Raw genomic sequence first — 23,171 nt, 5'->3', positions numbered from 1 at the left:
CCATCGCTTGCCTGAGCCGGTTCAGCCAGCCTGATCCGGCTCCAGCAGTTCGACGCCGTCATTTTCCGACAGCGTCAGGTAGACGGCCGATTGCAGCGCCTCCACCGCGTGCGGCACATCGGCGTCGATGAACAGGTGGTCGCCCTTGCCCAGCACGTGCTCGCCTATCTTCAGGCGGCCGGCGGTGACGAATACCTGTTCGGCGCCGGGGTGGCGATGCAGCGGCAGCTTGGCGCCCTTGGCCAGTTTCAGCAGCGCCGAGCCGCCGCCGTCCGGATTGCGGCGCAGCCAGGTGAAGTCCACGCCGGGATAGGGCGTCGGGCTCCAGTGCCAGTCGTCGGAGGCGGTCAGGATGGGGGTGGAGCTGTTCATGGCTTGGGTTTTCCGGGGATGGACGGGCGACATGACGCGGCGCTCGGGCCGAATGATTCCGGGATGCGCGCGGCCTGCGTGAATGCCTGTCGTCATTATCCCACAGTCGGTGTGGAAGTGGCCGGCGTGGGGGCGAAAAAGGCGGGCGGGCAATGAAAAAAGGATGCCGAGGCATCCTTTTCGCTCGCAAGGCGGAATGTCAGAACGCGTCGCCGGGCACTCTGACCCAGCCTTCCATCAGCACGCGGGCGCTGCGGCTCATGATGGCCTTGGCCACCGTCCACTCGCCATCGACCAGCCGCGCCTCGGCGCCGACGCGCAGCGTGCCGGACGGATGGCCGAAGCGTACTGCCTGGCGAGCCTCGCCGCCGGCGGCCAGATTGACCAGCGTGCCCGGCACCGCCGCCGCGGTGCCGATCGCCACCGCCGCCGTGCCCATCATCGCGTGGTGCAGCTTGCCCATCGACATCGCCCGCGCCAGCAGATCGATATCGGCGGCGTGCACCGGCTTGCCGCTGGAGGCGAGATAGTCGGCCGGCGGCGCGACGAAGGCGATCTTCGGCGTGTGCTGGCGGGTGGCGATCTCGTCCAGGTTCTTGATCAGCCCCATTTTCAGCGCGCCGTGCGCGCGTATCGTCTCGAAGCGCGCCAGCGCCGCCGGGTCGCCGTTGATCGCGTCCTGCAGCTCGGCGCCGGTATAGCCGATGTCGGCCGCGTTGACGAAGATGGTGGGGATGCCGGCATTGATCAGCGTGGCCGGGAAGGCGCCGACGCCGGGCACCTCCAGCGTGTCGACCAGATTGCCGGTGGGAAACATCGCGCCGCCGTCGCCTTCGCCGTCGTCGGCCGGGTCGAGGAACTCCAGCTGGACCTCGGCGGCGGGGAAGGTGACGCCGTCCAGCTCGAAGTCGCCGGTTTCCTGCACCTGGCCGCCGCGGATCGGCACGTGGGCGATGATGGTCTTGGCGATATTGGCCTGCCAGATGCGCACGGTGCAGACGCCGTCGACCGGGATGCGCGCCGGGTCCAGCAGGCCGCCGGCGATGGCGAAGGGGCCGACGGCGGCGGACAGGTTGCCGCAGTTGCCGCTCCAGTCGACAAAGGCCTTGTCTATCGCGACCTGGCCGAACAAGTAGTCGACGTCGTGGTCGGGCCGCGCCGACCTGGACACGATCACCGTCTTGCTGGTGCTGGACGTCGCGCCGCCCATGCCGTCTATCTGCTTGCCGTACGGATCCGGGCTGCCGATGACGCGCAGCAGCAGCGCGTCGCGCGCCGCGCCGGGCTGCCTGGCGGCCTCCGGCAAGTCCTGCAGTCGGAAGAATACGCCCTTGCTGGTGCCGCCGCGCATATAGGTGGCGGGAATGCGGATTTGGGCCGGGTGAGTCATGTTTTTTTCCTGTGCTTGTCGCCGGTCCGGCATCGGACCGCCGCGAAGTTCATTCCATCGGGATGCTCAGCGCTTGCCATATCGTTTCAAAGACGGCGTCCCGGTTTTGTAGAATGTCGTTGTTCCAGAAGCGCATGATTCTGAAACCTTGTGCGTGCAGCCAGGCGTCGCGCACGGCATCGCTGCCGCTTTCATTGTGTTGGCCGCCGTCCGCCTCGATGATCAGCCGCGCGCCGAAGTGGACGAAGTCGACGATGTAGGGGCCTATCGGTTGCTGGCGGCGGAATTTCTCGCCGTTCAGGCGGTGAGCGCGTAAATATTTCCACAGCAGTCGTTCCGCATCGGTCATGTCCCGGCGCAGTGTCTTGGCGAAGTCCAGCTGGCGCATCCCCCTCTCCCCAACCCCTCTCCCGCGAGGGGAGAGGGGCTTGTCGAGTCGCTGACACTTGGCCTCCGTATCTTCACCTTGCTTTTGTCAGCAGTAAAACAAAGTCAAACGGCTTTCTCCCCACCTTAATCTCTCTCTCTAGGGGAGGGAGGCTTGTCGAGTCGCTGACGCTTGGCCTCTGTATCTTCACCTTGCTTCTGTCAGCAGTAAAACAAAGTCAAACGGCTTTCTCCCTACCTTAATCCCTCTCTCTAGGGGAGGGAGACTTGTCGAGTCGCTGGCATTCAAGCTCTGAATCTGTCATTGCCTATCACTTATTCCCGTGTCGGAATCGCCGGCCACTGTCGGCAATACAACAAAATCAACGGGTCACCCCTCTCCCCTTGCGGGAGAGGGGCCGGGGGAGAGGGGTTCAGCCCCTCACCCCCGCCAAAAAGTCCTGCGCGAAGCGCTGCAATACGCCGCCGGCCTCGTAGATCGACACTTCCTCGGCGGTGTCCAGCCTACAGGTCACCGGCACCCGCACCGTTTCGCCGTCGCGGCGGTGGATCGCCAACGCCAGCTCGGCGCGCGGTTCGCGCTTGCCTATCACGTCGTAGGTCTCGGTGCCGTCCAGTCGCAGCGTGATGCGGTTGACGCCGGGCTGGAACTCCAGCGGCAGCACGCCCATCCCGATCAGGTTGGTCCGGTGGATGCGTTCGAAGCCCTCGGCGACGATGGCCTCGACGCCGGCCAGGCGCACGCCCTTGGCCGCCCAGTCGCGCGAGCTGCCCTGGCCGTAGTCGGCGCCGGCGACGATGATCAGCGGCTGCTTGCGGTCCATATAGCTTTCTATCGCCTCCCACATCCGCATTACCTTGCCTTCCGGCTCGACGCGGGCCAGCGAGCCCTGCCGCACCGAGCCGTCGCCGTCGCGCACCATCTCGTTGAACAGCTTGGGATTGGCGAAGGTCGCGCGCTGCGCGGTCAGGTGGTCGCCGCGGTGGGTGGCGTAGGAGTTGAAGTCCTCCTCCGGCAGGCCCATCTTGGCCAGGTACTCGCCGGCGGCGGAATCGAGCAGGATGGCGTTGGACGGCGACAGATGGTCGGTGGTGATGTTGTCCGGCAGGATGGCGAGCGGCCGCATGCCGCGCAAGGTGCGTTCGCCGGCCAGCGCGCCTTCCCAGTACGGCGGGCGGCGGATATAGGTGGACTGCGGCCGCCAGGCGTACAGCGGGCTGACTTTCTCGTCGCTGCGCTGACGGATCGCGAACATCGGCTCGTACACTTGGCGGAAGTGCTCGGGTTTCACCGCCCGCTTCAGCACCGCGTCGATCTCCTCGTCGGACGGCCAGATGTCCCGCAGGCGGATTTCCTTGCCGTCGGCGACGCCCAGCACGTCCTTCTCGATGTCGAAGCGCATGGTGCCGGCGATGGCGTAGGCGATCACCAGCGGCGGCGAGGCCAGGAAGGCTTGCTTGGCGTACGGATGGATGCGGCCGTCGAAGTTGCGGTTGCCGGACAGCACCGCCGTCGCGTACAGGTCGCGGTCGACGATTTCCCGCTGGATTTTCGGATCGAGCGCGCCGGACATGCCGTTGCAGGTCGTGCAGGCGAAGGCGACGATGCCGAAGCCCAGCTGTTCCAGTTCGGCCAGCAGGCCGGCTTCCTTCAGGTACAGCTCGACGGCTTTGGAGCCCGGCGCCAGCGACGATTTCACCCACGGCTTGCGCGCGAGGCCCAGCCGGTTGGCGTTGCGCGCCAACAGGCCGGCGGCGATCACGTTGCGCGGGTTCGAGGTGTTGGTGCAGCTGGTGATGGCGGCGATGATCACCGCGCCGTCCGGCATCAGGCCTTGCGCTTCCTGCTGGCGCGCCTGGTCCAGGTTGGCGGCGATGCCGCGTTCCGCCAGCGCCGACACCGGCAGCCGCTTGTGCGGGTTGGACGGGCCGGCCAGATTGCGGGTGACGCTGGCCAGATCGAAGCGCAGCACCCGTTCGTATTCGGCGGTCTTCAGGCTGTCCGCCCACAGGCCGGCGGTCTTCGCGTAGGTCTCCACCAGCCGGACCTGCTCGTCGCTGCGGCCGGTCAGCTGTAGATAGGAGAGGGTCTGCGCGTCGATGAAGAACAGCGCGGCGGTGGCGCCGTATTCCGGGGCCATGTTCGAGATGGTGGCGCGGTCGCCCAGCGTCAGCGCCGCGGCGCCTTCGCCGTAGAATTCCAGATAGGCGCCGACGACCTTTTGCTGGCGCAGGAACTCGGTCAGCGCCAGCACCAGGTCGGTGGCGGTGATGCCGGCGGCCGGCTTGCCGGACAGCTCGACGCCGACGATGTCCGGCAACCGCATCCATGAGGCGCGGCCCAGCATCACGTTCTCGGCCTCCAGGCCGCCGACGCCGACGGCGATCACGCCCAGCGCGTCGACGTGCGGCGTGTGGCTGTCGGTGCCGACGCAGGTATCGGGATAGGCGACGCCGTTGTCGGCGTGGATCACCGGGCTCATCCGCTCCAGATTGATCTGATGCATGATGCCGTTGCCGGCCGGGATCACGTCGACATTGTCGAAGGCGGTCTTGGTCCACTCGATGAAGTGGAAGCGGTCTTCGTTGCGCCTGTCCTCGATCGCGCGGTTTTTCTCGAAAGCCCGCGGGTCGAAGCCGCCGCACTCCACCGCCAGCGAGTGGTCGACGATCAGCTGCACCGGCACCACCGGATTGACCTGGGCCGGGTCGCCGCCCTGGTCGGCGATGGCGTCGCGCAGGCCGGCCAGATCCACCAGCGCGGTCTGGCCCAGGATGTCGTGGCAGACCACGCGCGCCGGGAACCACGGGAAGTCGCGCTCGCGCTTGCGGTAGACGATCTGCTCCAGGCATTCGCCCAGGACGGCCGGCTCGCAGCGGCGGACCAGGTTTTCGGCGTGGACGCGGGCGGTGTAGGACAGCTTGTCCCAGGCGCCCGGCTGGATCGCCTCGATGGCGGCGCGGGTGTCATAGTAGTCGAGCCCGGTGCCGGGCAGGGCGGTGCGGTATTGGCGGTTCATGTCTATTTTCGCTCGGTCGCGGCGCCGTCGGGCAGCCGTTGCAGAAAATCGCTGTAATGGACGGTGAGGCCTTGCGCGTCGACCAGGATGTCGGCGGCGAAGCCCGGGGATTCGTAGCGGTAGCGGGCCAGGCCGTCGCGGTCCGGCAAGCGGGTGTAGCGCTGCGGGCAGATCGTCGGCGTCAGGGCCGGCAACCGGACGAACAGCATCGAGAGCTCCACGCTGTCGCCTTCCGCCAATTGCAGCCGGCGGATCGGAAAGGCGTTGGTCAAGCCGCAGGCCTGCAGGTCCAGCTCCTGGCAGCCGTCCCAGGCCGGGTCCGCTTGGCCGTTGAGCAGCCAGCGGCCGTTTTCGGTGTGCTGCAGCGTCAACTGGCGCGGCTCGGGCGCGGCGACGTCGATGTGGGCATGGCTCAGTCTGCCCTTGTGGTCCAGCTGCATCCGGTAGCGCAGGCTGGTTCCGGTGTCGGCGTGCAGCAGGCTGCCGCTGGCGGTCAGCGACAGGCCGACGCCGGTTTCGATTTCCACCTGCTCCAGTCCCGGGCTGTCCAGGCGCTGCCAGAACAAGGCTTGCTTCATCTACTGCTCCAGTATTGCCGGCGCGGCCGGATGGCCGCGCCGCTTGCATCAGCGTTTTTCCAGCGGCACGTAGGCCTGGTCTTCCGGCCCGATATAGTTGGCCGACGGGCGGATGATCTTGCCGTCCTGGCGCTGCTCGATCACGTGGGCGCTCCAGCCGCTGGTGCGCGAGATCACGAACAGCGGCGTGAACATCGCGGTCGGCACGCCCATCGCGTGGTAGCTGACGGCCGAGAACCAGTCGAGATTGGGGAACATCTTCTTGACGTCCCACATCACGGTTTCCAGGCGTTCGGCGATGTCGAACATCTTCATGTCCTGATTGCGCTTCGACAGTTCACGCGCCACTTCCTTGATCACCTTGTTGCGCGGGTCGGAGAGGGTGTACACCGGGTGGCCGAAGCCGATCACCACTTCCTTGCGTTCCACGCGGGCGCGGATGTCGGCCTCGGCCTCGTCCGGGCTCTCGTAGCGCTGCTGGATTTCGAAGGCCACCTCGTTGGCGCCGCCGTGTTTCGGGCCGCGCAAGGCGCCGATGGCGCCGGTGATGGCGCTGTGCATGTCGGAGCCGGTGCCGGCGATGACGCGGGCGGTGAAGGTGGAGGCGTTGAACTCGTGTTCGGCGTACAGGTTCAGCGAGGTGTGCATCGCGCGCACCCACTCCGCCGGCGGCTTGACGCCATGCAGCAGATGCAGGAAATGGCCGCCGATGCTGTCGTCGTCGGTCTCGACGTCGATGCGCTTGCCGTTGTGGCTGTAGTGGTACCAGTACAGCAACATCGAGCCGAAGGAGGCCATCAGCCTGTCGGCGATGTCGCGGGCGCCGGCCAGATTGTGGTCATCCTTCTCCGGCAGCGCGCAACCGAGGGCCGAGGCGCCGCTGCGCATCACGTCCATCGGGTGGGCGCCGGCCGGCAGCGCTTCCAGCGCCGCCTTGACCGAGGCGGGCAGGCCGCGCAGCGATTTCAGCTTCTTCTTGTAGCCGGCCAGTTCCGCCCGGTTCGGCAGCTTGCCGTGCACCAGCAGATAGGCCACCTCCTCGAATTCCGCCTTGTCGGCCAGGTCCAGGATGTCGTAGCCGCGGTAGTGCAGGTCGTTGCCGCTGCGGCCGACGGTGCACAGCGCGGTGTTGCCGGCGGCCACGCCGGACAGCGCCACGGATTTCTTGGGCTTGCTCGTCAATACGGTTTCGCTCATTGCTTTCTCCTGATTGCAGTCCCGCGGACGGGATTATTTCTTGTAGAAAATGGCCAGCCACACGCTGTCCTGGTCCGGCGCGGTCCGCGACACGCGGTGGCGGCAGCCGGCGGGGATGGCGATGGCGTCGCCGGGCTTCAGCGCGACGCGGCGGGGCGGGGACTGGTATTCCAGCTCGGCCGAGCCGGACAGCAGCAACACCCATTCCTCTTCGTCCTGCTGATACCAGAAGCCTTCCGGCGAAGCGTGGCCGCGCGACACGATGCGTTCGACGCGAAAACCCCGGTCGCCGCTGAACAGCGTTTGCAGCCATTCCTGCGGCAAGTCGGCCGGGATGCCGTCGAACAGATTGTCCGGCATGTCAGCGCGTCTGCTGAAACAGCGCGTCCAGCTTCTGCTCGTAGGCGTGGTAGTCCAGGTGCTCGTACAGATCCATCCGGGTCTGCATCTGGTCCAGCACCGCCTGCTGGCCGCCGTCGCGGCGGATCGCGCCGTATACTGCCAGCGCGGCCTTGCTCATCGCGCGGAAGGCGGACAGGGGGTACAACACCAGGCCGACGCCGTGCGCGGCCAATTGTTCCGCGCCGTACAGCGGCGTGGCGCCGAACTCTGTAATATTGGCCAGTACCGGCACCTTCACCGCGTCGGCGAAGCGCTGGTACATCGCGAGATCGGTCATCGCCTCCGGGAAGATCATGTCGGCGCCGGCTTCGACGCAGGCGACCGCGCGCTCGATGGCGGCGTCCAGGCCTTCCACCGCCAGCGCGTCGGTGCGCGCCATGATGACGAAGCTGTCGTCGCGGCGGGCGTCGACGGCGGACTTGATCCGGTCCACCATCTCGTCCTGGGGCACGATGGCCTTGTTCGGCCGGTGGCCGCAGCGCTTTTGCTGCACCTGGTCCTCGATATGCACGGCGGCGACGCCGGCCTTTTCCAGGCTGCGCACCGCGCGGGCGATGTTGAAGGCGCCGCCCCAGCCGGTGTCGATGTCCACCAGCAGCGGCAGATCGGTGACGTCGGTGATGCGGCGGGCGTCGATCAGCACGTCTTCAAGCGTGGTGATGCCGAGGTCGGGAATGCCGCAGGAGGCGGCGGCGACGCCGCCGCCGGACAGGTAGAGGGCCTTGAAACCGGAGTGTTCGGCCAAACGTGCAGCATAGGCGTTGATCGCCCCTACCACTTGCAACGGTTTTTCGGCGGCCACGGCCTGGCGGAAGCGTTGCCCGGGAGTGCTCATCTGGTGCTCCTGATGGTAGGTTGGGTTAATTGCATGTCATTCAAGCAAGTGCTTGGTTGGAGTGTAAAGGCTCTACAAAATGCTGGCAATAGTTGTCATTAGGATGTTCAAGTTTTGCCGTGGGAATGATATGTTTCGCATCGTCCTCGCCAGTGGGAACTCAAGGCAAAGGCTGTGGTCTAGATCACAGTCCACGTAACGACCACATAAAACAGTGGGCAAACCAGGGAGCATAACAACGACATGAGTGATCGGGATATCGATCAACAGTTGGTGGAGCGTGCCCAGCGAGGTGAAAAAAGAGCTTTCGATCTGCTTGTTGCCAAGTATCAGCGACGTCTCGCTAGGTTGTTGTCGCGTTTCATACGCGACGGTTCGGACATCGAAGATGTGACGCAGGAGGCGTTTATCAAAGCGTATCGTGCCTTGCCGTCCTTTCGGGGCGAGAGCGCGTTTTACACATGGCTGTACAGGATAGGCATCAACACGGCCAAGAATTTCCTCAGCGCCAGCGGACGTCGTCCGGTGGTCAACAGCGAGATCGAGGACGAGGACGGCGAGAGCTTCGACATGGCGTCGCAGATCCCGGACATGAACACGCCCGAAACCGAGCTGATGAACAAGGAGATTCTTGCGACGGTCAATGCCGCCGTGGACGCTTTGCCGGAGGAGTTGCGCACCGCCATATCCCTCAGGGAGATGGAGGGGCTGTCCTACGATGAAATTGCCAGGGTGATGGATTGTCCGATAGGTACGGTGCGTTCGCGGATTTTCCGCGCTCGCGAGGCGATTGCTGCTGAGCTCAGGCCTCTGCTGGACACGGCCAAGAACAGAAGGTGGTAAGTTATGAAAGAAACGATATCCGCGTTGGTGGATGGCGAACTGGACGGAACAGCGGCCGGCAAGGCCATCTCCGCCATCGCCGGTGATAAGGACCTGGATGCGGCCTGGGAACAATATCACCTGATCGGAGACGCGATGCGTTCCGGCCGCATGGCTGGGCTGGACGTGCGCGCCAGGGTGGCCGAGCGCTTGGCGGAGGAGCCTACGGTGCTGGCGCCGCGTCGCTGGATGCGCCCGCGCCGCGCCCGCGCCGCCAGCGCGGTGGCGCTTGCCGCCAGCGTTAGCTTCGCGGCGGTGGTGGGCTGGCAGCAGCTGGGGCACCGCGCGTCCGCGCCGTCGGCGATCGCCGACCGCGGCGTGCCGGTCCAGATCGCCCAGCCGGCCGGAGCCGAGCAGGATGATCCTTATGTGCTGGCGCACCAGGAGGTGACGGCGGATCAGGGCGTGATGCGGGTTTCCTACGGGAACGGAGCTCGCCACTGATGCGTGTCGTTCCACTGATTGGTGTTTTGATGTTCGGGGCCGCCTGCGCGGCCCACGCGGAAGATGACATGCAGCTGTTGCGCAATGTCGGCAACGCCGGCAGGCAGCAAGCGCTGGATGGCACCTATCTGCATCAGATGAACGGCATGCTGGAAACCTTCCGTATCGTCCGCCAGGGCCAGGGAGACGGGGTGCGCGAGAAGCGCACCTCGCTCGACGGCCCGTCGCGGGAAGTCGTGCGCAACGGCGGCGAACTGACCTGCTACGCGTCCGACAAGCGCGCGCTGATGGCGTGCAAGATCAGCGCGATGCGATTGTTCCCGGCTTTGCTGCCGGACGATCTGGAAGACATCACCCGTTCCTACGTCCTCAAACGCACCGGCTTCGACCGGGTGGCCAAGCGCGATTGCCAGTGGCTGGATTTGCAGCCGCGGGACCCGCAACGCTACTCGATGCGGATGTGCGTCGATCCGACCACCTATCTGCCGTTGAAGATGATCACGCTGTCGCCGCGCGGCGACAGCGTCGAGCAGTTCACCTTCACCGATGTGGAGCTGGCCGGCGCGCGGGACAAGAAGGCCTACCGGGCCAAGTTGCCGCAGAAGTTCCTGCTGCGGCCCGCGAAAGCGCCGACCGGCGCCGATCCGTCGGTGTCGCAGAACGAAGTCAGCGGCTTGCCGCAGGGCTTCCGCCTGCTGCGCTCGGTGCAGCGGGTCCTGCCGGGGCAGGGCGGCAAGCCGGTGCGTCATCTGGTCTTGTCGGACGGGCTGGTGATGCTGTCGGTCTTCGTCGAGCCGCCGCCGCCGGAAAACGCCAGGCTGGAGCGGATTGGCAATCTGCACGGCGCGATCAACATGGCCACCAGCTATCAGAACGACATGCAGCTGACGGCGGTCGGCGATATGCCGCAGACCGCGATGATGGCCTTGCTGAAGGCCATGCACGTCAACGGCAAGGGCGATTGAGCCAGCGATGATGGCGCGGGAGCGGCCGCCGTGCGGCGGCGCGCCCGCCTGCAGTGTCAGGACTGGCCGTTTTCCGTAGGAAGACGGCCAGTTTCACATGATGCGCCGCCGGGCGCGTCGCAAGGGAGACGGAGGGGACGCCTGACGGCGTGGCCATCCCGTAATGATAATCACCGGTGATCTCCGGGGCATCAATCCACAATATTTCAAAGATGGAGCGCACATGTCGGTCAAAAAACTGATCGTTTCCGCAATGCTGGCAGCATCCGTGTTCGCCGCCGAGCTTCCTGCCGCCATGGCCGCGGATCTGCCTGACTTCGCCCGGATCGTCGAGGCCGAGGGCAAGGCGGTGGTCAATGTCAGCACCACGTCGACGGTCAAAGAGTCGACTTCCGGCTTGCCCGAGGGCATGGAGGGGGATCCGTTCTTCGAGTTCTTCCGCCGCTTCGCGCCGCCGCAGCAGCGCGAACATCAGGAGAGTTCGCTGGGTTCGGGATTCATCATTTCGCAGGACGGCTATGTGCTGACCAATGCCCACGTGGTCGCGCGCGCAGACAAGATCACCGTCAAGCTGAACGACAAGCGGGAGTTCCAGGCCAGGGTGATAGGCTCCGACGCGCGCTCCGACGTGGCGCTGCTGAAGATAGACGCCGGCAATCTGCCGGTGGTGAGAATGGGGGACCCGAAAAGCCTGAAAGTGGGGCAGTGGGTGCTGGCCATAGGCTCGCCGTTCGGCTTCGAGAACACCGCCACCTCCGGCATCGTGTCCGGCAAGAACCGCATGCTGCCGGACGAGAGCGCCGTGCAGTTCATCCAGACCGACGCCGCGGTCAATCCCGGCAACTCCGGCGGTCCGCTGTTCAATCTGAACGGCGAGGTGGTCGGCATCAATTCGCAGATCTACAGCCGTTCCGGCGGCTTCATGGGCATCTCCTTCGCGATTCCGATCGACACCGCGATGAATGTGGCCGACCAGCTGAAGACCAAGGGCAAGGTGACCCGCAGCCGCATCGGCGTGGTGATCCAGGAGTTGAGCCGGGAGTTGGCGGCCTCGTTCGGTCTGGCCAAGCCCAGCGGCGCGCTGGTCAACGCGCTCGACCCCAAGGGGCCGGCGCAGAAGGCCGGTCTGAAGGCGGGCGACATCATCTTGAAGATCGACGGTCAGGAGGTCGGCTCCAGCGGCGATCTGCAGCGCCTGATCAGCGACATGTCGCCGGGCAAGCCGATCACGCTAGATGTCTGGCGCAACCGGGCCCAGGCCACCGTCCGCGTGGTGCCGGAGGAACTGAAGGAGGAGGATGCCCGGGTGGCGCAGCGCGAATACCGCAAGCCCGGTGCCGAGAAAGAGCAGAGCCTGGCTCAGATCGGCCTGCGCCTGCAGGAGCTGAGCCCGGCGCAATTGCAGCGCGCCGGCATAGGCTACGGCCTGTTGGTGCGCGCGACCAACGGCGTGGCGATGCGGGCCGGCATCCAGCCGGGCGACATCATCGTCGGCATAGGCGGCGATCCGCTGCAGAGCTTCGCCCAGTTGAAGAAGGCGTTGGACCAGGTGAAGAAGGGCGGAACCGTGGCGCTGCAGGTGATGCGCCAGGGCCAGGTGCAGTTCGTGCCGCTGACCGTGGGCGACGCCCAATGACGCTGACGCTGTATTTTCGCGAATACTGCAGCCTGTGCCACCAGATGCTGGCCGAGCTGCAGCCCTGGCGCCAGCGTCACGGCTTCGAGCTGGTGGTTGTCGACGTCGACGCCGATCCGGCGCTGGAGGCGCGTTTCAACGAATGGGTGCCGGTGCTGATGGACGGCGAGGCGGAAATCTGCCACTGGCATCTGGATGCCGCGAGATTGGCTGCACACTTGGGCGAAATCGGCTAAAATCCGCGCCAGTGTGAGTCAAACCGGGGGCGCGCGTACCGCGCCCCCGCTTGCTGACCGGCTTCCGGCAGCCGCCGGACCCCGATGGGCCCCGGCAGGGCCGTCCGTCAGCAGCCCCGGGCACGCTAGCGTGCCCTTATCTTTTGCTGGAAACCGATGAAGAACATCCGAAATTTTTCGATCATTGCCCATATCGACCATGGCAAATCCACCTTGGCCGACCGCTTCATTCAATTCTGCGGGGGCCTGGAGTTACGCGAAATGAGCGCTCAGGTGCTCGACTCGATGGATATCGAGAAGGAACGCGGCATCACCATCAAGGCGCAGACCGCCGCCTTGGAGTACAAGGCCCGCGACGGCCAGATATACAAGCTGAACCTGATCGACACGCCGGGACATGTGGACTTCAGCTATGAAGTGTCGCGTTCGCTGTCCGCCTGCGAAGGCGCGCTGTTGGTGGTGGACGCGTCGCAGGGCGTGGAAGCTCAGACCGTCGCCAACTGCTACACCGCCATCGAGCTGGGCGTCGAAGTGGTGCCGGTGCTGAACAAGATCGACCTGCCGGCCGCCGATCCGGAGCGCATTTCGCAGGAAATCGAGGACATCATCGGCATCGAAGCCGTCGAGGCGGTGCGCGCGTCGGCCAAGTCCGGCATCGGCATCGAGGACATCCTGGAAGAGGTGGTCAACAAGATTCCGGCGCCCAAGGGCAACCCGGACGGCCCGCTGAAGGCGTTGATCGTCGACTCCTGGTTCGACAACTACGTCGGCGTGGTGATGCTGGTGCGCGTGATCGACGGTTCCTTGAAGCCCAAGGACAAGATCAAGTTCATGGCCACCGGCGCCGAGCATCTGTGCGAACAGGTCGGCGTGTTCACGCCGAAGTCGGTCCAGCGTCAAAGCCTGAACGCCGGCGAGGTGGGTTTCGTCATTGCCGGCATCAAGGAATTGAAGTCGGCCAAGGTCGGCGACACCATCACGCTGGTGTCCAAGCCGGCCGCCGAGGCGCTGCCGGGCTTCAAGGACGTGCAGTCCCAGGTGTTCGCCGGCCTGTATCCGGTGGAGAGCCACGATTACGAAGCGCTGCGCGACGCGCTGGAAAAGCTGCAGCTGAACGACGCCTCGCTAAAGTACGAGCCGGAGGTGTCGCAGGCGCTGGGCTTCGGCTTCCGCTGCGGCTTCCTCGGCCTCTTGCACCTGGAGATCGTCCAGGAGCGGCTGGAGCGCGAGTTCGACATGGATCTGATCACCACCGCGCCGACGGTGAACTACGAAGTGGTGATGCGGGACGGCGTGGTGGAAGTGGTGTCCAATCCGTCGCGGATGCCGGACGCCGGCAAATACGAAGATTTGCGCGAGCCCATCATCACCTCCACCATCCTGGTGCCGCAGGACTATGTCGGCGCGGTGATGACGCTGTGCAACCAGAAGCGCGGCGTGCAGCGCAATATGCAGTATCTGGGCCGGCAGGTGATGCTGACCTACGATCTGCCGATGAACGAGGTGGTGATGGACTTCTTCGACAAGCTGAAGTCCACCAGCCGCGGCTACGCCTCGCTGGACTACGAGTTCAAGGAATTCCAGAGCGCCGACCTGGTCAAGCTGGACGTGCTGGTCAACGGCGAGAAGGTCGACGCCCTGAGCCTGATCGTGCACCGCGCTTCCAGCGTGTACCGCGGCCGCGAGCTGGTGTCCAAGATGCGCGAGCTGATTCCGCGCCAGATGTTCGACATCGCGGTGCAGGCGGCCATCGGCGGCCACATCATCGCGCGCGAGACGGTGAAGGCGCTGCGCAAGAACGTGTTGGCCAAGTGCTACGGCGGCGACATCACTCGGAAGAAAAAGCTGCTGGAAAAGCAAAAGGCCGGCAAGAAGCGGATGAAGCAGGTCGGCAACGTGGAAATCCCGCAAGAGGCTTTCCTCGCCATTCTTCAAGTAGGGGACAAATAAGTGGGTGCAAACTTGTACTGGGTGTTCGTGGCGCTCGCCGTCGTCGGCGTGCTGCTGATCCTGCTGGGCGGCGCCAAGAAGGAAGGCGCGAGCGATTGGCCTCAGTCGGTGCAGTGGGGCTACCTGGCGGTGGTGATAGGCGGTTTCGGCTTCCTGTCCAACTACATGAGCTTCACCGCGGTGATGCTGGTATTCGTCGTGATCACCGGCGCGGTGTGGGCGCTGGACAAGTGGCTGCTGGCGAGGAAGCGCGCCGCCGCCGATGCCCAGGCCGGCCACTTCGTCGATTACTCGCGCGGTTTCTTCCCGGTGATCTTCGTCGTTTTCCTGCTGCGCTCCTTCCTGGTCGAGCCGTTCCAGATTCCGTCCAGCTCGATGCGGCCGGGCCTGGTGGTCGGCGACTTCATCCTGGTCAACAAGTTCGCCTATGGCATTCGCGTGCCGGTGCTCAATAATGTATTGATCCCGGTCGGCCAGGTGCAGCATGGCGACGTGGTGGTGTTCAACTATCCGCCGAATCCGAAGATCAACTACATCAAGCGGGTGATAGGCCTGCCCGGCGACATGGTGGAGTACCGCAACAAGCGCCTGACGATCAACGGCAAGCCGTTGCCGGACGCCGCCGACGGCAACTACGACTATCTGGAAAAGGAGTTGGGCCTGCAGCAGATCAGCGCCAACCGGTTCCGCGAGAGTCAGGGCGGCAAGGACTACAAGGTGCTGAACAATCCGGGCACGCCGGTGGTGGCGCTGAGCCAGGTGCAGGATTTCCAGTACCGCGACAATTGCCGTTATGATGACGACGGCTTCGCGTGCAAGGTGCCGCAGGGCCATTACTTCATGATGGGCGACAACCGCGACAACAGTTCCGACGGCCGCTACTGGGGCTTCGTCAAAGACGATCTGATGGTCGGCAAGGCCTTCATGATCTGGATGAACTTCGGCGACCTGTCGCGCATCGGCACCAAGGTGCAGTAAAAAAAATCATTGTCAGGCCATGGGCGGCCATGACCGGGAGAAACGCATGAAACAGCAGAGAGGCATGTCGGTAATTGCGGTTTTGGTGGTGTTGCTGCTGGTAGGCTCCGCCCTGCTGCTGGTATTCAAGGTGGTGCCGGTGTACTCCGAATACGGCGACGTGAAGACCGCGCTGGGCACCCTGGCCGGCGAAACCAATGTCGGCGAGCAAACGCTGCGGCAGGAGTTCGACCAGAAGGCGTCGGTGGCCGGCATCGTTTCCATCAAGGGCGGCCAGCTGACGGTGGTGGCCGGCAACAGCAGCAATTACCTGCGCGCGCAGTACCAGCGCGAAGTGCCGCTGTTCGGCAACATCGGCCTGCTTTTCCATTTCGACACCCAGGCGGGCCAGCCGCCCGCCCAATAATCACATCGTGACTCAAATCGACAACCGATTCCGGCGCCTGTCCCAGGCGCTGGATTATGCATTTCAGAAACCGGAATTGCTGCGCCAGGCGCTGACGCACCGCAGCCATAGCAGCGCCAACAACGAGCGCTTCGAATTCGTCGGCGACAGCATCCTCAATTACACCGTGGCGCGGATGCTGTTCGACCGCTTCCCGCAACTGACCGAGGGCGAGCTGTCGCGCTTGCGCGCCAATCTGGTCAACCAGAACACGCTGGCCGAGATCGCCCACGAGCTGACGCTGGGCGACTATCTGTATCTGGGCGAGGGCGAGCTGAAGAGCGGCGGCTTCAACCGGCCGTCCATTCTGGCCGACGCGCTGGAGGCGACGTTCGCCGCCGTCAGTTTCGACGCCGACTTCGCCGCCGCCGAGCAGGTGGTGCGCAAGCTGTACGCCCAGCGCGTGGCCACGATAGACACCACCCGCCAGGCCAAGGACGCCAAAACCCGCCTGCAGGAGGCGCTGCAGGCGCGCAAGCTGGCGCTGCCGAGGTATCGCATCCTGTCGCAGAGCGGCGAAGCCCACGAACAGTGGTTCAAGGTGGAGTGCGATCTGGGCGAGATGGCCCTGATCGCCACCGGCGACGGCGGCAGCCGTCGCGCCGCCGAACAGCAGGCCGCCGAAGCGGCCATCGTCCTGCTGGAACAGAAACTCGCAGCAATCAAGAAAAAATCATGACCGATACTCTATTCCATTGCGGCTTCGTCGCCATCGTCGGCCGTCCCAATGTGGGCAAGTCCACGTTGATGAACCACCTGATCGGCCAGAAGATCAGCATCACCTCGAAGAAATCGCAGACTACCCGCCACCGCGTCACCGGCATTCATACCGAGGATGCGGCGCAGTTCGTCTTCGTCGACACGCCGGGTTTCCAGACTTACCACAAGGGCGCGCTGAACGAGGCGCTGAACAAGAGCGTCAAGGACTCGCTGGGCAGTGTCGATTGCGTGCTGTTCCTGCTGGAGGCGATGCGCTTCACCGCCGCCGACCGCGAGGTGATGGCGCTGCTGCCGAAGAAGACCCCGGTCATCCTGGTGGTGAACAAGTTGGACAAGGCCAAGGACAAGCTGACCTTGCAGGCTTTCATCGACGAGGTGACGGCCGAGTTCGCGTTCGCCGGCGTAGAGGTGGTCAGCGCCAAGCACGGCCAGCGCCTGGCCGAGCTGTTGGATCAGGTCCGCCCGCATCTGCCGGAGTCCATGCCCTTGTACCCCGAGGACATGATCACCGACAAGAACGAGCGCTTCCTGTCCGCCGAAATCGTCCGCGAAAAGCTGTTCCGCTACCTGGGCGAAGAGCTGCCGTACGAGATGAACGTCGAAGTGGAGATGTTCGAGATGGACGGCGCGCTGCGCCGCATCCACATCGCGGTGCTGGTGGACAAGGAACATCAGAAGCCCATCGTCATCGGCAAGGCCGGCGAGAAGCTGAAGAAAATTTCCACCGAGGCGCGCCTGGACATGGAAAAACTGTTCGACGGCAAGGTCTTCCTTCAGGTGTGGGTGAAAGTGAAGTCCGGCTGGGCCGACGACGTCCGCTTCCTGCGCGAGTTCGGTCTGGATTGATGAGGCCGCTGGAGACGGCGCCGGCCCAGCCGTGCTGGGCGGTGCGGCTATCGGCCGAGACGCCGGCGCTGGGCGGCCTGGCCATCTGCGCGCTGCGTCTCGCCTCCGCGCAGCCGGGCTGTCTGGGCGGCGACGCGGTGGCGCAGCTGACCTACTGGGATAGCGTGGACGCCATCGCCGCCTGGCGTGGTCGCGTCGAGCAGCTGGTGCAGCAACGGCTGGGGCGCGGCGCCGGCGAGTTCGGCTTCGAAGTCCGCCGCAGCCTGCCCGGGAGCGTCGGCGCATGAGCCAGCCGGGACGGGTGGACAAGCAGCCGGCCTACATTCTGCATACCCAGCCCTACCGCGAGACCAGCCTGCTGCTGGAGGTGCTGACCCGCGACCACGGCCGTTTCAGCCTGGTGGCGCGCGGCGCGCGGCGGCCGCGTTCGGACCTGCGCGGCGTGCTGTTGCCGTTTCAGCCGCTGACGTTGTCGTGGTTCGGCAAGAACGAGTTGCGCACGCTGCACGGCGCCGACTGGGAAGGCGGGGTCAGGCCGCTGTTTGGCTTGCCGCTGGTATGCGGTTTTTATCTGAATGAATTGATGCTGAAGCTCACGGCGCGGGACGATCCCGAACCGCGGGCTTTTGCCGTTTACGACGCGGCGGTGCGCGACCTGGCCAGACGGCCGCCGCTGGCGCCGGTATTGCGCCGCTACGAGATCCGGCTGGCGCAGGTGCTGGGCTACGCGCCGTCGCTGGCGCGCGACAACCATGGCGAGGCCGTGGTCGCCGAGCGGCATTATCTGTGCCGCAACGCGGCGCTGCCGGAGCGGGACGAATATCCGGAGCTGGCGCCGTCCGGCGGCGCGGCGCGGCTGTCCGGCGCGGCCTTGCTGGCGCTGGACGCCGACGATTACAGCGATCCGGCGGTGCGCGGCCAGGCCCGCCAGCTGAGCCGGGTGTGGCTGGCCGCGCTGCTGGGCGACACGCCGCTGGCTTCGCGCGAACTGTTGCAGGCCATCCAATCGTTGTCGGATTAAAACAATGGAGAAGAAAATGATTCTGTTGGGCGTAAACATCGATCACGTCGCCACGCTGCGCCAGGCGCGCGGCACCCGCTACCCCAGCCCGGTCGAGGCCGCGCTGGTGGCCGAATCCAGCGGCGCCGACCTGATCACGCTGCATCTGCGCGAAGACCGCCGCCACATCCAGGACGCCGACGTCAAGGCGATGCGCCCGGTGTTGAAGACCCGGATGAATCTGGAAATGGCGATGACGCCGGAAATGCTGGCGCACGCGCTGGAAGTGGCGCCGGAAGACGTCTGCCTGGTGCCGGAGAAGCGCGAGGAGGTCACCACCGAGGGCGGTCTGGACGTGCGCGGACACTACGCCGACGTCAAGCACTACACCGGCAAGCTGGCCGAAGCCGGCATTCGCGTGTCCATCTTCATCGACCCGGACCGCGAGCAGATCCAGAGGGCCTTCGACGCCGGCGCGCGCGTGATCGAGCTGCATACCGGCGCCTATGCCGACGCGCCGCACGCCAGTGAGCGCGAGGCCGAGCTCGCCCGCATCCGCGAGGCCGCCGAGTTCGGCGCCGGCCTGGGCATGGTGGTCAACGCCGGCCACGGCCTGAACTACCACAACGTCAAGCCGATCGCCGCGATCCCGCAGATCGCCGAATTGAACATCGGCCACGCCATCGTCGCCCACGCGCTGTTCGTCGGCTTCCCGCAGGCGGTGCGCGAGATGAAGGCCTTGATGGAAAGCGCGCGCGCCCGCTGATGCCCACCATCGTCACCCACGCGCTGGCCGGCGCGACGCTGGTCGGCCTCGCCTGCCGCAAACCATTGTCCGAACCCGGCGTGCTGCCGTGGCTGGCGTTGTGCGGCGCGGCGGCGATGCTGCCGGACCTGGACGTGGTCACCTTCAAGCTGGGCATTCCCTATGCCAGCCCGTGGGGACACCGGGGCTTTTCCCATTCGCTGGCCGCCGCAGCCCTGTTGGCGGCGCTGCTGGCCTGGCTCGCTCGCCCCATCTGGCGAAGAGCGGGTCTGAGCGCCGCGATGGCGACCGTGCTGCTGTTCCTGTCTGTGGCCTCGCACGCGGCGCTGGACATGATCTGCGACGCCAGCTTCGGTCCGGCCTTGTTCATGCCCTGGTCGGATCATCGCTATCTGAGCGATTGGAAGCCGATAGAAGGCGCGCCGCTCGGTCTGAAACGCTGGTTCGGTCCCAAGGGCTGGCGCGTGGTCGATACCGAGTTTCTCTATGTCTGGCTGCCCTGCGCGGCATTGTGGCTGGGCAGGGGATGGTGGCTGAGGAGGGCTGCATGATCCACGGCATAGGCACCGATCTGGTCGAGATCGCCCGAATGGACGAGCTGGTCCAGCGCTGGGGCGCCAAGGCCGGCCGCCGCATCCTGACGCCGTCGGAGCTGGTCGAATTCGAGGCCCATGGCGAGCCGGCGCGCTTCCTCGCCAAGCGCTTCGCCGTCAAGGAGGCCTTCGCCAAGGCCTTGGGCACCGGCGTGGTGGCGCCGGCCTTGCTGACGGCGATAGGCGTGGCCCACGACGCGCTCGGCAAGCCGCTGCTGGTCCTGTCCGACGAGCTGGCCGCCTTCGCCGCCGCGCGCGGCGTCACGCGCATGCATCTGTCCATCAGCGACGAGCGCGGCCACGCGCTGGCCTTCGTCGTGCTTGAATCGTAGGGCGGGCCGCCCCCGTCCGCGCGACAGGCGCGGGAACGGTCGGCGCTCCGCCATTGTCTGTGCAATATCCGGGTCGGCTACGCCCGCCCCGCCATGGTCGAGGACGAAACCATGACTCAAACGACTTTGAACCTCCCGCGCGGTCCGGTGATGGTCGACATCGCCGGCCTGACGCTCAGCGAGCAGGAACGCGCCAGGCTGTCGCATCCGCTGGTCGGCGGCATCATTCTGTTCCGCCGCAACTTCCAGAATATCGAACAGCTGCGCGCGCTGACCGCCGAGATACGCGCCTTGCGTGCGCCGCATCTGTTGATCGCCGTCGATCACGAGGGCGGCCGCGTGCAGCGCTTCCTCGACGGCTTCACCCGCCTGCCGCCGATGAATGTGCTGGGCGAGGCCTGGGACGCCGACCGCGATCAGGCGTTGACGCTGGCGGAGACCGTAGGCTATGTGCTGGCGGCCGAGTTGTCCGCCTGCGGCATCGATTTGTCGTTCACCCCGGTGTTGGATCTGGATTGGGAGCGTTGCGCCGTCATCGGCAACCGCGCCTTCCACCGCGATCCGGAAGCGGTGGCGGAACTGGCCGAAGCCTTGCAACAAGGCCTGGGACGCGGCGGCATGATGAGCTGCGGCAAGCACTACCCCGGCCACGGCTACGTGGAGGGCGATAGCCACCACCTGATGCCGCAGGACGACCGCAGCCTGGCCCAGATCGAGCGCGACGATCTGGTGCCGTTCGCCCGCCTGGCCGAGGCCGGCATGGGCGCGGTGATGCCGGCCCACGTGTTGTACCCGGCGGTGGATGGCCAGCCGGCCGGTTTCTCCAAGGTCTGGCTGACCGACATTCTGCGCGGCAAGCTGGATTTCGACGGCGTGATCTTCTCCGACGCGCTGGACATGGCCGGCGCGGCCGGCGCCGGCACTTATGTGCAGCGAGCCGACGCGGCCTTGGCCGCCGGCTGCGACATGGTGCTGGTCTGCAACCAGCCGGAGGAGGCCGACACGATGCTGGCGGCGCTGGTCCCGCCGGCTCAGCCCAAACTGGCCGAGCGGCTGGAGCGGATGGCCGCCAAGAGCGCCGCCGCCGATTGGCAGCGGCAGATCGCCACGCCGGACTTCGCCGCCGCCCAGGCGGTGGTGCGGCAGCTGGCGATGCCGAAGGACGCGCTGACCGGCCCGCAAGTGGGCGAGGCGCACTGAGATGCTGCCCGCCAGCCTGGCCGAGCTCGACGCCGTCCGCGACCAGTGCCGGGCCATGGTCAATGGCCGGGCGGCGCTGTCGGCCGGCGCGTCGGCCTTGCCGGCGCCCGGCGTCGACGTCGCCGCCGACGTGGCCATCCTGCTGCAGCTGATTCCGGCGATCAACCAGCGTTTCGGCGTGGCGCCGGAACAGATGGACCGCTACGACGCGGCGCGCAAGCAGATGCTGTATCAGCTGATCCGCCGCGCCGGCAGCGCGCTGCTGGGGATGGAGATCACCCGCGCGCTGCTGACCACCCTGGTCCGGCGCACCGCCGGACGCTGGGCCGGCAAGCAGGCTTTGAAGCTGGTGCCGGTTCTGGGCTGGGCGGTCAACGCCGCGATGGGCTTCGCCGCGATGCGCTATGTCGGCAACAGCCATATCGACGATTGTTATGCCGTCTGCCGGCGCATGCTGGACGAGGACAGGGAGTAGGACCATGCAGGTAGGCGCGCTGATCATCGGCGACGAGTTGTTGTCCGGCAAACGCCAGGACAAGCATATGCAGACGCTGATCCGCATCCTGGCCGCGCGCGGGATGAAGCTGGCCTGGGCCGAGTATCTCGGCGACGATCCGGCCCGCATCGAGGCCGCCTTGCGCCGCGCCTTCGCCGGCGACGATCTGGTGTTCAGCTTCGGCGGCATAGGCGCGACGCCGGACGACCACACCCGCGCCTGCGCCGCCGCCGCGCTGGGCCTGCCGCTGGCGCCGCACCCGGACGCCTGCGCGCTGATAGAGGCGCGCTTCGGCGCCGACGCCTACCCGCACCGGATTCAGATGGGCCACTTCCCGCAAGGCGCCGCCATCATCCCGAATCCGGTCAACCAGATCGCCGGCTTTTTCCACGGCCACGTCCATTTCCTGCCTGGTTTTCCCAGCATGGCTTGGCCGATGGCGGAGTGGGTGCTGGACACGTGTTACCGGCAACTGTTCAACGACAGTCCCGACATCGAGAAAGCCTGCATCGCGATCCGGGCCCGCGAAGGCGATCTGATCGGCCTGATGCAGGACTTCACAGCCCGTTACCCGGCCCTGAGGCTGTCCAGCCTGCCCAATTTCGGCAATGAGGCGATTCCGGAGATGCACATCGAGTTCGGCTTCGCCGGCCAGCCGGCCCTGGTGGAGATCGCCATCGTCGAGTGGGTGAAGGCCTTGGGGGAGCGGGGGTACGAGGTGAGGGACAAAGCGGCGGCGGCGGCGGGATAGCGGGCGCGGAAATCCATTTTGAATTTCAATGCCCTTATACTGGCCGCCTCGGCCGGAAACCGCCCGCGCGAACCTGCCGGTTCCCGCGGGTTTTTCTTTGCGCGGCCGGATTGCCTGGGCGCGAACCATTTCAAGCCTTGCCGGGTCCGATTTGGACATCCATCGTTCTTTAAAGAGAAAAACACATGCGCATCATCCGCTATCGCCACGCCCGTCCCGACGACGTGGCGACCTGCATCGTCATCCGCGGCCAGACCCGCGAGAACGCCATCGCCGAGGCCACGCTGAACGCGTTGGGCATCACGCGGGAGAGCTGGGCGCAGGGCGTGGCCGACGGCGCGCTGCCCGGCGTGGTGGCGGAGGCCGACGGCCGCATCGCCGGCTATTGCTTCGGCGACGCGCAAAGCGGCGAGATCGTGGTGCTGGCGCTGTTGCCGGCGTTCGAAGGGGCCGGCGTCGGAAAGACCTTGCTGGCGCGGGTCATGCAGCTTCTGCAAGACCAAGGTCACACGCGTCTGTTCCTCGGCTGCAACAGCGATCCGGCGGTGCGCTCCCACGGCTTCTATCGCCATTTGGGCTGGACCTCCACCGGCGAAGTGGACGGCTATGGCGACGAAGTGCTGGAGTACCGGTTTTCGTCGCTATCGGCCTGACGCCGCCGAGCGCGTCGTCCCCACATTTGTTTGCAAGCGGGATGCTCGTCGTTTCCGGCGGCATGAGAGAATTTGTTTCATCTCTCGACTCAGTAGG

General features: G+C 65.7%; 27 protein-coding genes. 19 read left to right on the top strand and 8 right to left on the bottom strand.

Going from position 1 to position 23,171, the window contains the following annotated elements:
* Nucleotides 1–21: 21 nt before the first annotated feature.
* The 8 genes from CXB49_RS12320 to prpB form a co-directional block, all read right to left on the bottom strand.
* The gene (locus CXB49_RS12320; protein ID WP_158300810.1) at nucleotides 22–372 is read right to left on the bottom strand and encodes a cupin domain-containing protein; all 351 of its coding nucleotides are present in this window, start codon (nucleotides 370–372) and stop codon (nucleotides 22–24) included.
* Between the two features lie 199 nt (nucleotides 373–571).
* On the bottom strand, nucleotides 572–1,762 hold the full coding sequence (gene prpF, locus CXB49_RS12315; protein WP_101708675.1) for a 2-methylaconitate cis-trans isomerase PrpF: 1,191 nt from the start codon (nucleotides 1,760–1,762) through the stop codon (nucleotides 572–574).
* 49 nt (nucleotides 1,763–1,811) lie between these two features.
* Nucleotides 1,812–2,150: an endonuclease domain-containing protein gene (locus CXB49_RS12310; protein WP_101708674.1), complete on the bottom strand. Its 339-nt coding sequence runs from the start codon at nucleotides 2,148–2,150 to the stop codon at nucleotides 1,812–1,814.
* Nucleotides 2,151–2,562: 412 nt separating this feature from the next.
* Complete coding sequence (acnD, locus tag CXB49_RS12305; protein WP_101708673.1) at nucleotides 2,563–5,169, bottom strand: Fe/S-dependent 2-methylisocitrate dehydratase AcnD; 2,607 nt, start codon at nucleotides 5,167–5,169, stop codon at nucleotides 2,563–2,565.
* Between the two features lie 2 nt (nucleotides 5,170–5,171).
* Nucleotides 5,172–5,747 (bottom strand): putative glycolipid-binding domain-containing protein, encoded by a 576-nt coding sequence (locus CXB49_RS12300; protein ID WP_101708672.1) that lies wholly within the window; start codon nucleotides 5,745–5,747, stop codon nucleotides 5,172–5,174.
* 48 nt (nucleotides 5,748–5,795) lie between these two features.
* Complete coding sequence (gene prpC / locus CXB49_RS12295) at nucleotides 5,796–6,944, bottom strand: 2-methylcitrate synthase (protein ID WP_101708671.1); 1,149 nt, start codon at nucleotides 6,942–6,944, stop codon at nucleotides 5,796–5,798.
* 33 nt (nucleotides 6,945–6,977) lie between these two features.
* On the bottom strand, nucleotides 6,978–7,304 hold the full coding sequence (locus CXB49_RS12290) for a cupin domain-containing protein (RefSeq protein ID WP_101708670.1): 327 nt from the start codon (nucleotides 7,302–7,304) through the stop codon (nucleotides 6,978–6,980).
* A 1-nt stretch (nucleotide 7,305) separates the two neighbouring features.
* The gene (gene prpB / locus CXB49_RS12285) at nucleotides 7,306–8,181 is read right to left on the bottom strand and encodes a methylisocitrate lyase (RefSeq protein WP_101708669.1); all 876 of its coding nucleotides are present in this window, start codon (nucleotides 8,179–8,181) and stop codon (nucleotides 7,306–7,308) included.
* 243 nt (nucleotides 8,182–8,424) lie between these two features.
* Here prpB and rpoE point away from each other — a divergent pair, with 243 nt between their 5' ends.
* The 19 genes from rpoE (at nucleotide 8,425) to CXB49_RS12190 (ending at nucleotide 23,074) form a co-directional block, all read left to right on the top strand.
* Complete coding sequence (gene rpoE, locus CXB49_RS12280) at nucleotides 8,425–9,024, top strand: RNA polymerase sigma factor RpoE (protein ID WP_101708668.1); 600 nt, start codon at nucleotides 8,425–8,427, stop codon at nucleotides 9,022–9,024.
* Nucleotides 9,025–9,027: 3 nt separating this feature from the next.
* On the top strand, nucleotides 9,028–9,507 hold the full coding sequence (locus CXB49_RS12275) for a sigma-E factor negative regulatory protein (RefSeq protein ID WP_101708667.1): 480 nt from the start codon (nucleotides 9,028–9,030) through the stop codon (nucleotides 9,505–9,507).
* Nucleotides 9,508–9,575: 68 nt separating this feature from the next.
* Nucleotides 9,576–10,472 carry a MucB/RseB C-terminal domain-containing protein gene (locus CXB49_RS12270; protein WP_233492792.1) on the top strand — a complete coding sequence of 299 codons (897 nt, stop codon included), beginning with the start codon at nucleotides 9,576–9,578 and terminating at the stop codon, nucleotides 10,470–10,472.
* 223 nt (nucleotides 10,473–10,695) lie between these two features.
* Complete coding sequence (locus CXB49_RS12265) at nucleotides 10,696–12,108, top strand: DegQ family serine endoprotease (RefSeq protein ID WP_101708665.1); 1,413 nt, start codon at nucleotides 10,696–10,698, stop codon at nucleotides 12,106–12,108.
* The gene (locus CXB49_RS12260; RefSeq protein ID WP_101708664.1) at nucleotides 12,105–12,344 is read left to right on the top strand and encodes a glutaredoxin family protein; all 240 of its coding nucleotides are present in this window, start codon (nucleotides 12,105–12,107) and stop codon (nucleotides 12,342–12,344) included. Before CXB49_RS12265 ends, CXB49_RS12260 begins: the two co-directional genes overlap by 4 nt.
* Before the next feature lie 156 nt (nucleotides 12,345–12,500).
* Nucleotides 12,501–14,294 carry a translation elongation factor 4 gene (gene lepA / locus CXB49_RS12255; RefSeq protein WP_101708663.1) on the top strand — a complete coding sequence of 598 codons (1,794 nt, stop codon included), beginning with the start codon at nucleotides 12,501–12,503 and terminating at the stop codon, nucleotides 14,292–14,294.
* Nucleotides 14,295–15,272 carry a signal peptidase I gene (gene lepB, locus CXB49_RS12250; protein WP_101708662.1) on the top strand — a complete coding sequence of 326 codons (978 nt, stop codon included), beginning with the start codon at nucleotides 14,295–14,297 and terminating at the stop codon, nucleotides 15,270–15,272.
* 46 nt (nucleotides 15,273–15,318) lie between these two features.
* On the top strand, nucleotides 15,319–15,678 hold the full coding sequence (locus CXB49_RS12245; protein ID WP_101710696.1) for a DUF4845 domain-containing protein: 360 nt from the start codon (nucleotides 15,319–15,321) through the stop codon (nucleotides 15,676–15,678).
* Between the two features lie 7 nt (nucleotides 15,679–15,685).
* Nucleotides 15,686–16,396, top strand: coding sequence for a ribonuclease III (gene rnc, locus CXB49_RS12240; RefSeq protein ID WP_101708661.1), 711 nt, complete (start codon nucleotides 15,686–15,688; stop codon nucleotides 16,394–16,396).
* Nucleotides 16,393–17,283: a GTPase Era gene (gene era, locus CXB49_RS12235; RefSeq protein ID WP_101708660.1), complete on the top strand. Its 891-nt coding sequence runs from the start codon at nucleotides 16,393–16,395 to the stop codon at nucleotides 17,281–17,283. Before rnc ends, era begins: the two co-directional genes overlap by 4 nt.
* Nucleotides 17,283–17,570, top strand: coding sequence for an antibiotic biosynthesis monooxygenase (locus CXB49_RS12230; protein WP_101708659.1), 288 nt, complete (start codon nucleotides 17,283–17,285; stop codon nucleotides 17,568–17,570). Before era ends, CXB49_RS12230 begins: the two co-directional genes overlap by 1 nt.
* Nucleotides 17,567–18,304 (top strand): DNA repair protein RecO, encoded by a 738-nt coding sequence (recO, locus tag CXB49_RS12225; protein ID WP_101708658.1) that lies wholly within the window; start codon nucleotides 17,567–17,569, stop codon nucleotides 18,302–18,304. The genes CXB49_RS12230 and recO overlap by 4 nt, the downstream gene beginning before the upstream one ends.
* A gap of 16 nt (nucleotides 18,305–18,320) precedes the next feature.
* Nucleotides 18,321–19,049: a pyridoxine 5'-phosphate synthase gene (pdxJ, locus tag CXB49_RS12220; RefSeq protein ID WP_101710695.1), complete on the top strand. Its 729-nt coding sequence runs from the start codon at nucleotides 18,321–18,323 to the stop codon at nucleotides 19,047–19,049.
* Nucleotides 19,049–19,600 (top strand): metal-dependent hydrolase, encoded by a 552-nt coding sequence (locus CXB49_RS12215; protein ID WP_101708657.1) that lies wholly within the window; start codon nucleotides 19,049–19,051, stop codon nucleotides 19,598–19,600. The genes pdxJ and CXB49_RS12215 overlap by 1 nt, the downstream gene beginning before the upstream one ends.
* On the top strand, nucleotides 19,597–19,974 hold the full coding sequence (gene acpS, locus CXB49_RS12210) for a holo-ACP synthase (protein WP_101708656.1): 378 nt from the start codon (nucleotides 19,597–19,599) through the stop codon (nucleotides 19,972–19,974). Before CXB49_RS12215 ends, acpS begins: the two co-directional genes overlap by 4 nt.
* A gap of 111 nt (nucleotides 19,975–20,085) precedes the next feature.
* Nucleotides 20,086–21,174 carry a beta-N-acetylhexosaminidase gene (nagZ, locus tag CXB49_RS12205; RefSeq protein WP_199406679.1) on the top strand — a complete coding sequence of 363 codons (1,089 nt, stop codon included), beginning with the start codon at nucleotides 20,086–20,088 and terminating at the stop codon, nucleotides 21,172–21,174.
* Nucleotide 21,175: 1 nt separating this feature from the next.
* Nucleotides 21,176–21,649: a hypothetical protein gene (locus CXB49_RS12200; protein WP_101708655.1), complete on the top strand. Its 474-nt coding sequence runs from the start codon at nucleotides 21,176–21,178 to the stop codon at nucleotides 21,647–21,649.
* 4 nt (nucleotides 21,650–21,653) lie between these two features.
* Nucleotides 21,654–22,421 carry a molybdopterin-binding protein gene (locus tag CXB49_RS12195; protein ID WP_101708654.1) on the top strand — a complete coding sequence of 256 codons (768 nt, stop codon included), beginning with the start codon at nucleotides 21,654–21,656 and terminating at the stop codon, nucleotides 22,419–22,421.
* A 185-nt stretch (nucleotides 22,422–22,606) separates the two neighbouring features.
* Nucleotides 22,607–23,074 (top strand): GNAT family N-acetyltransferase, encoded by a 468-nt coding sequence (locus CXB49_RS12190; protein ID WP_101708653.1) that lies wholly within the window; start codon nucleotides 22,607–22,609, stop codon nucleotides 23,072–23,074.
* The last annotated feature ends 97 nt before the right edge of the window (nucleotides 23,075–23,171 follow it).

The sequence above is a fragment of the Chromobacterium sp. ATCC 53434 genome, from assembly GCF_002848345.1.
GTDB lineage: Bacteria > Pseudomonadota > Gammaproteobacteria > Burkholderiales > Chromobacteriaceae > Chromobacterium.
This window is presented reverse-complemented; position numbering and strand designations above follow the sequence as displayed.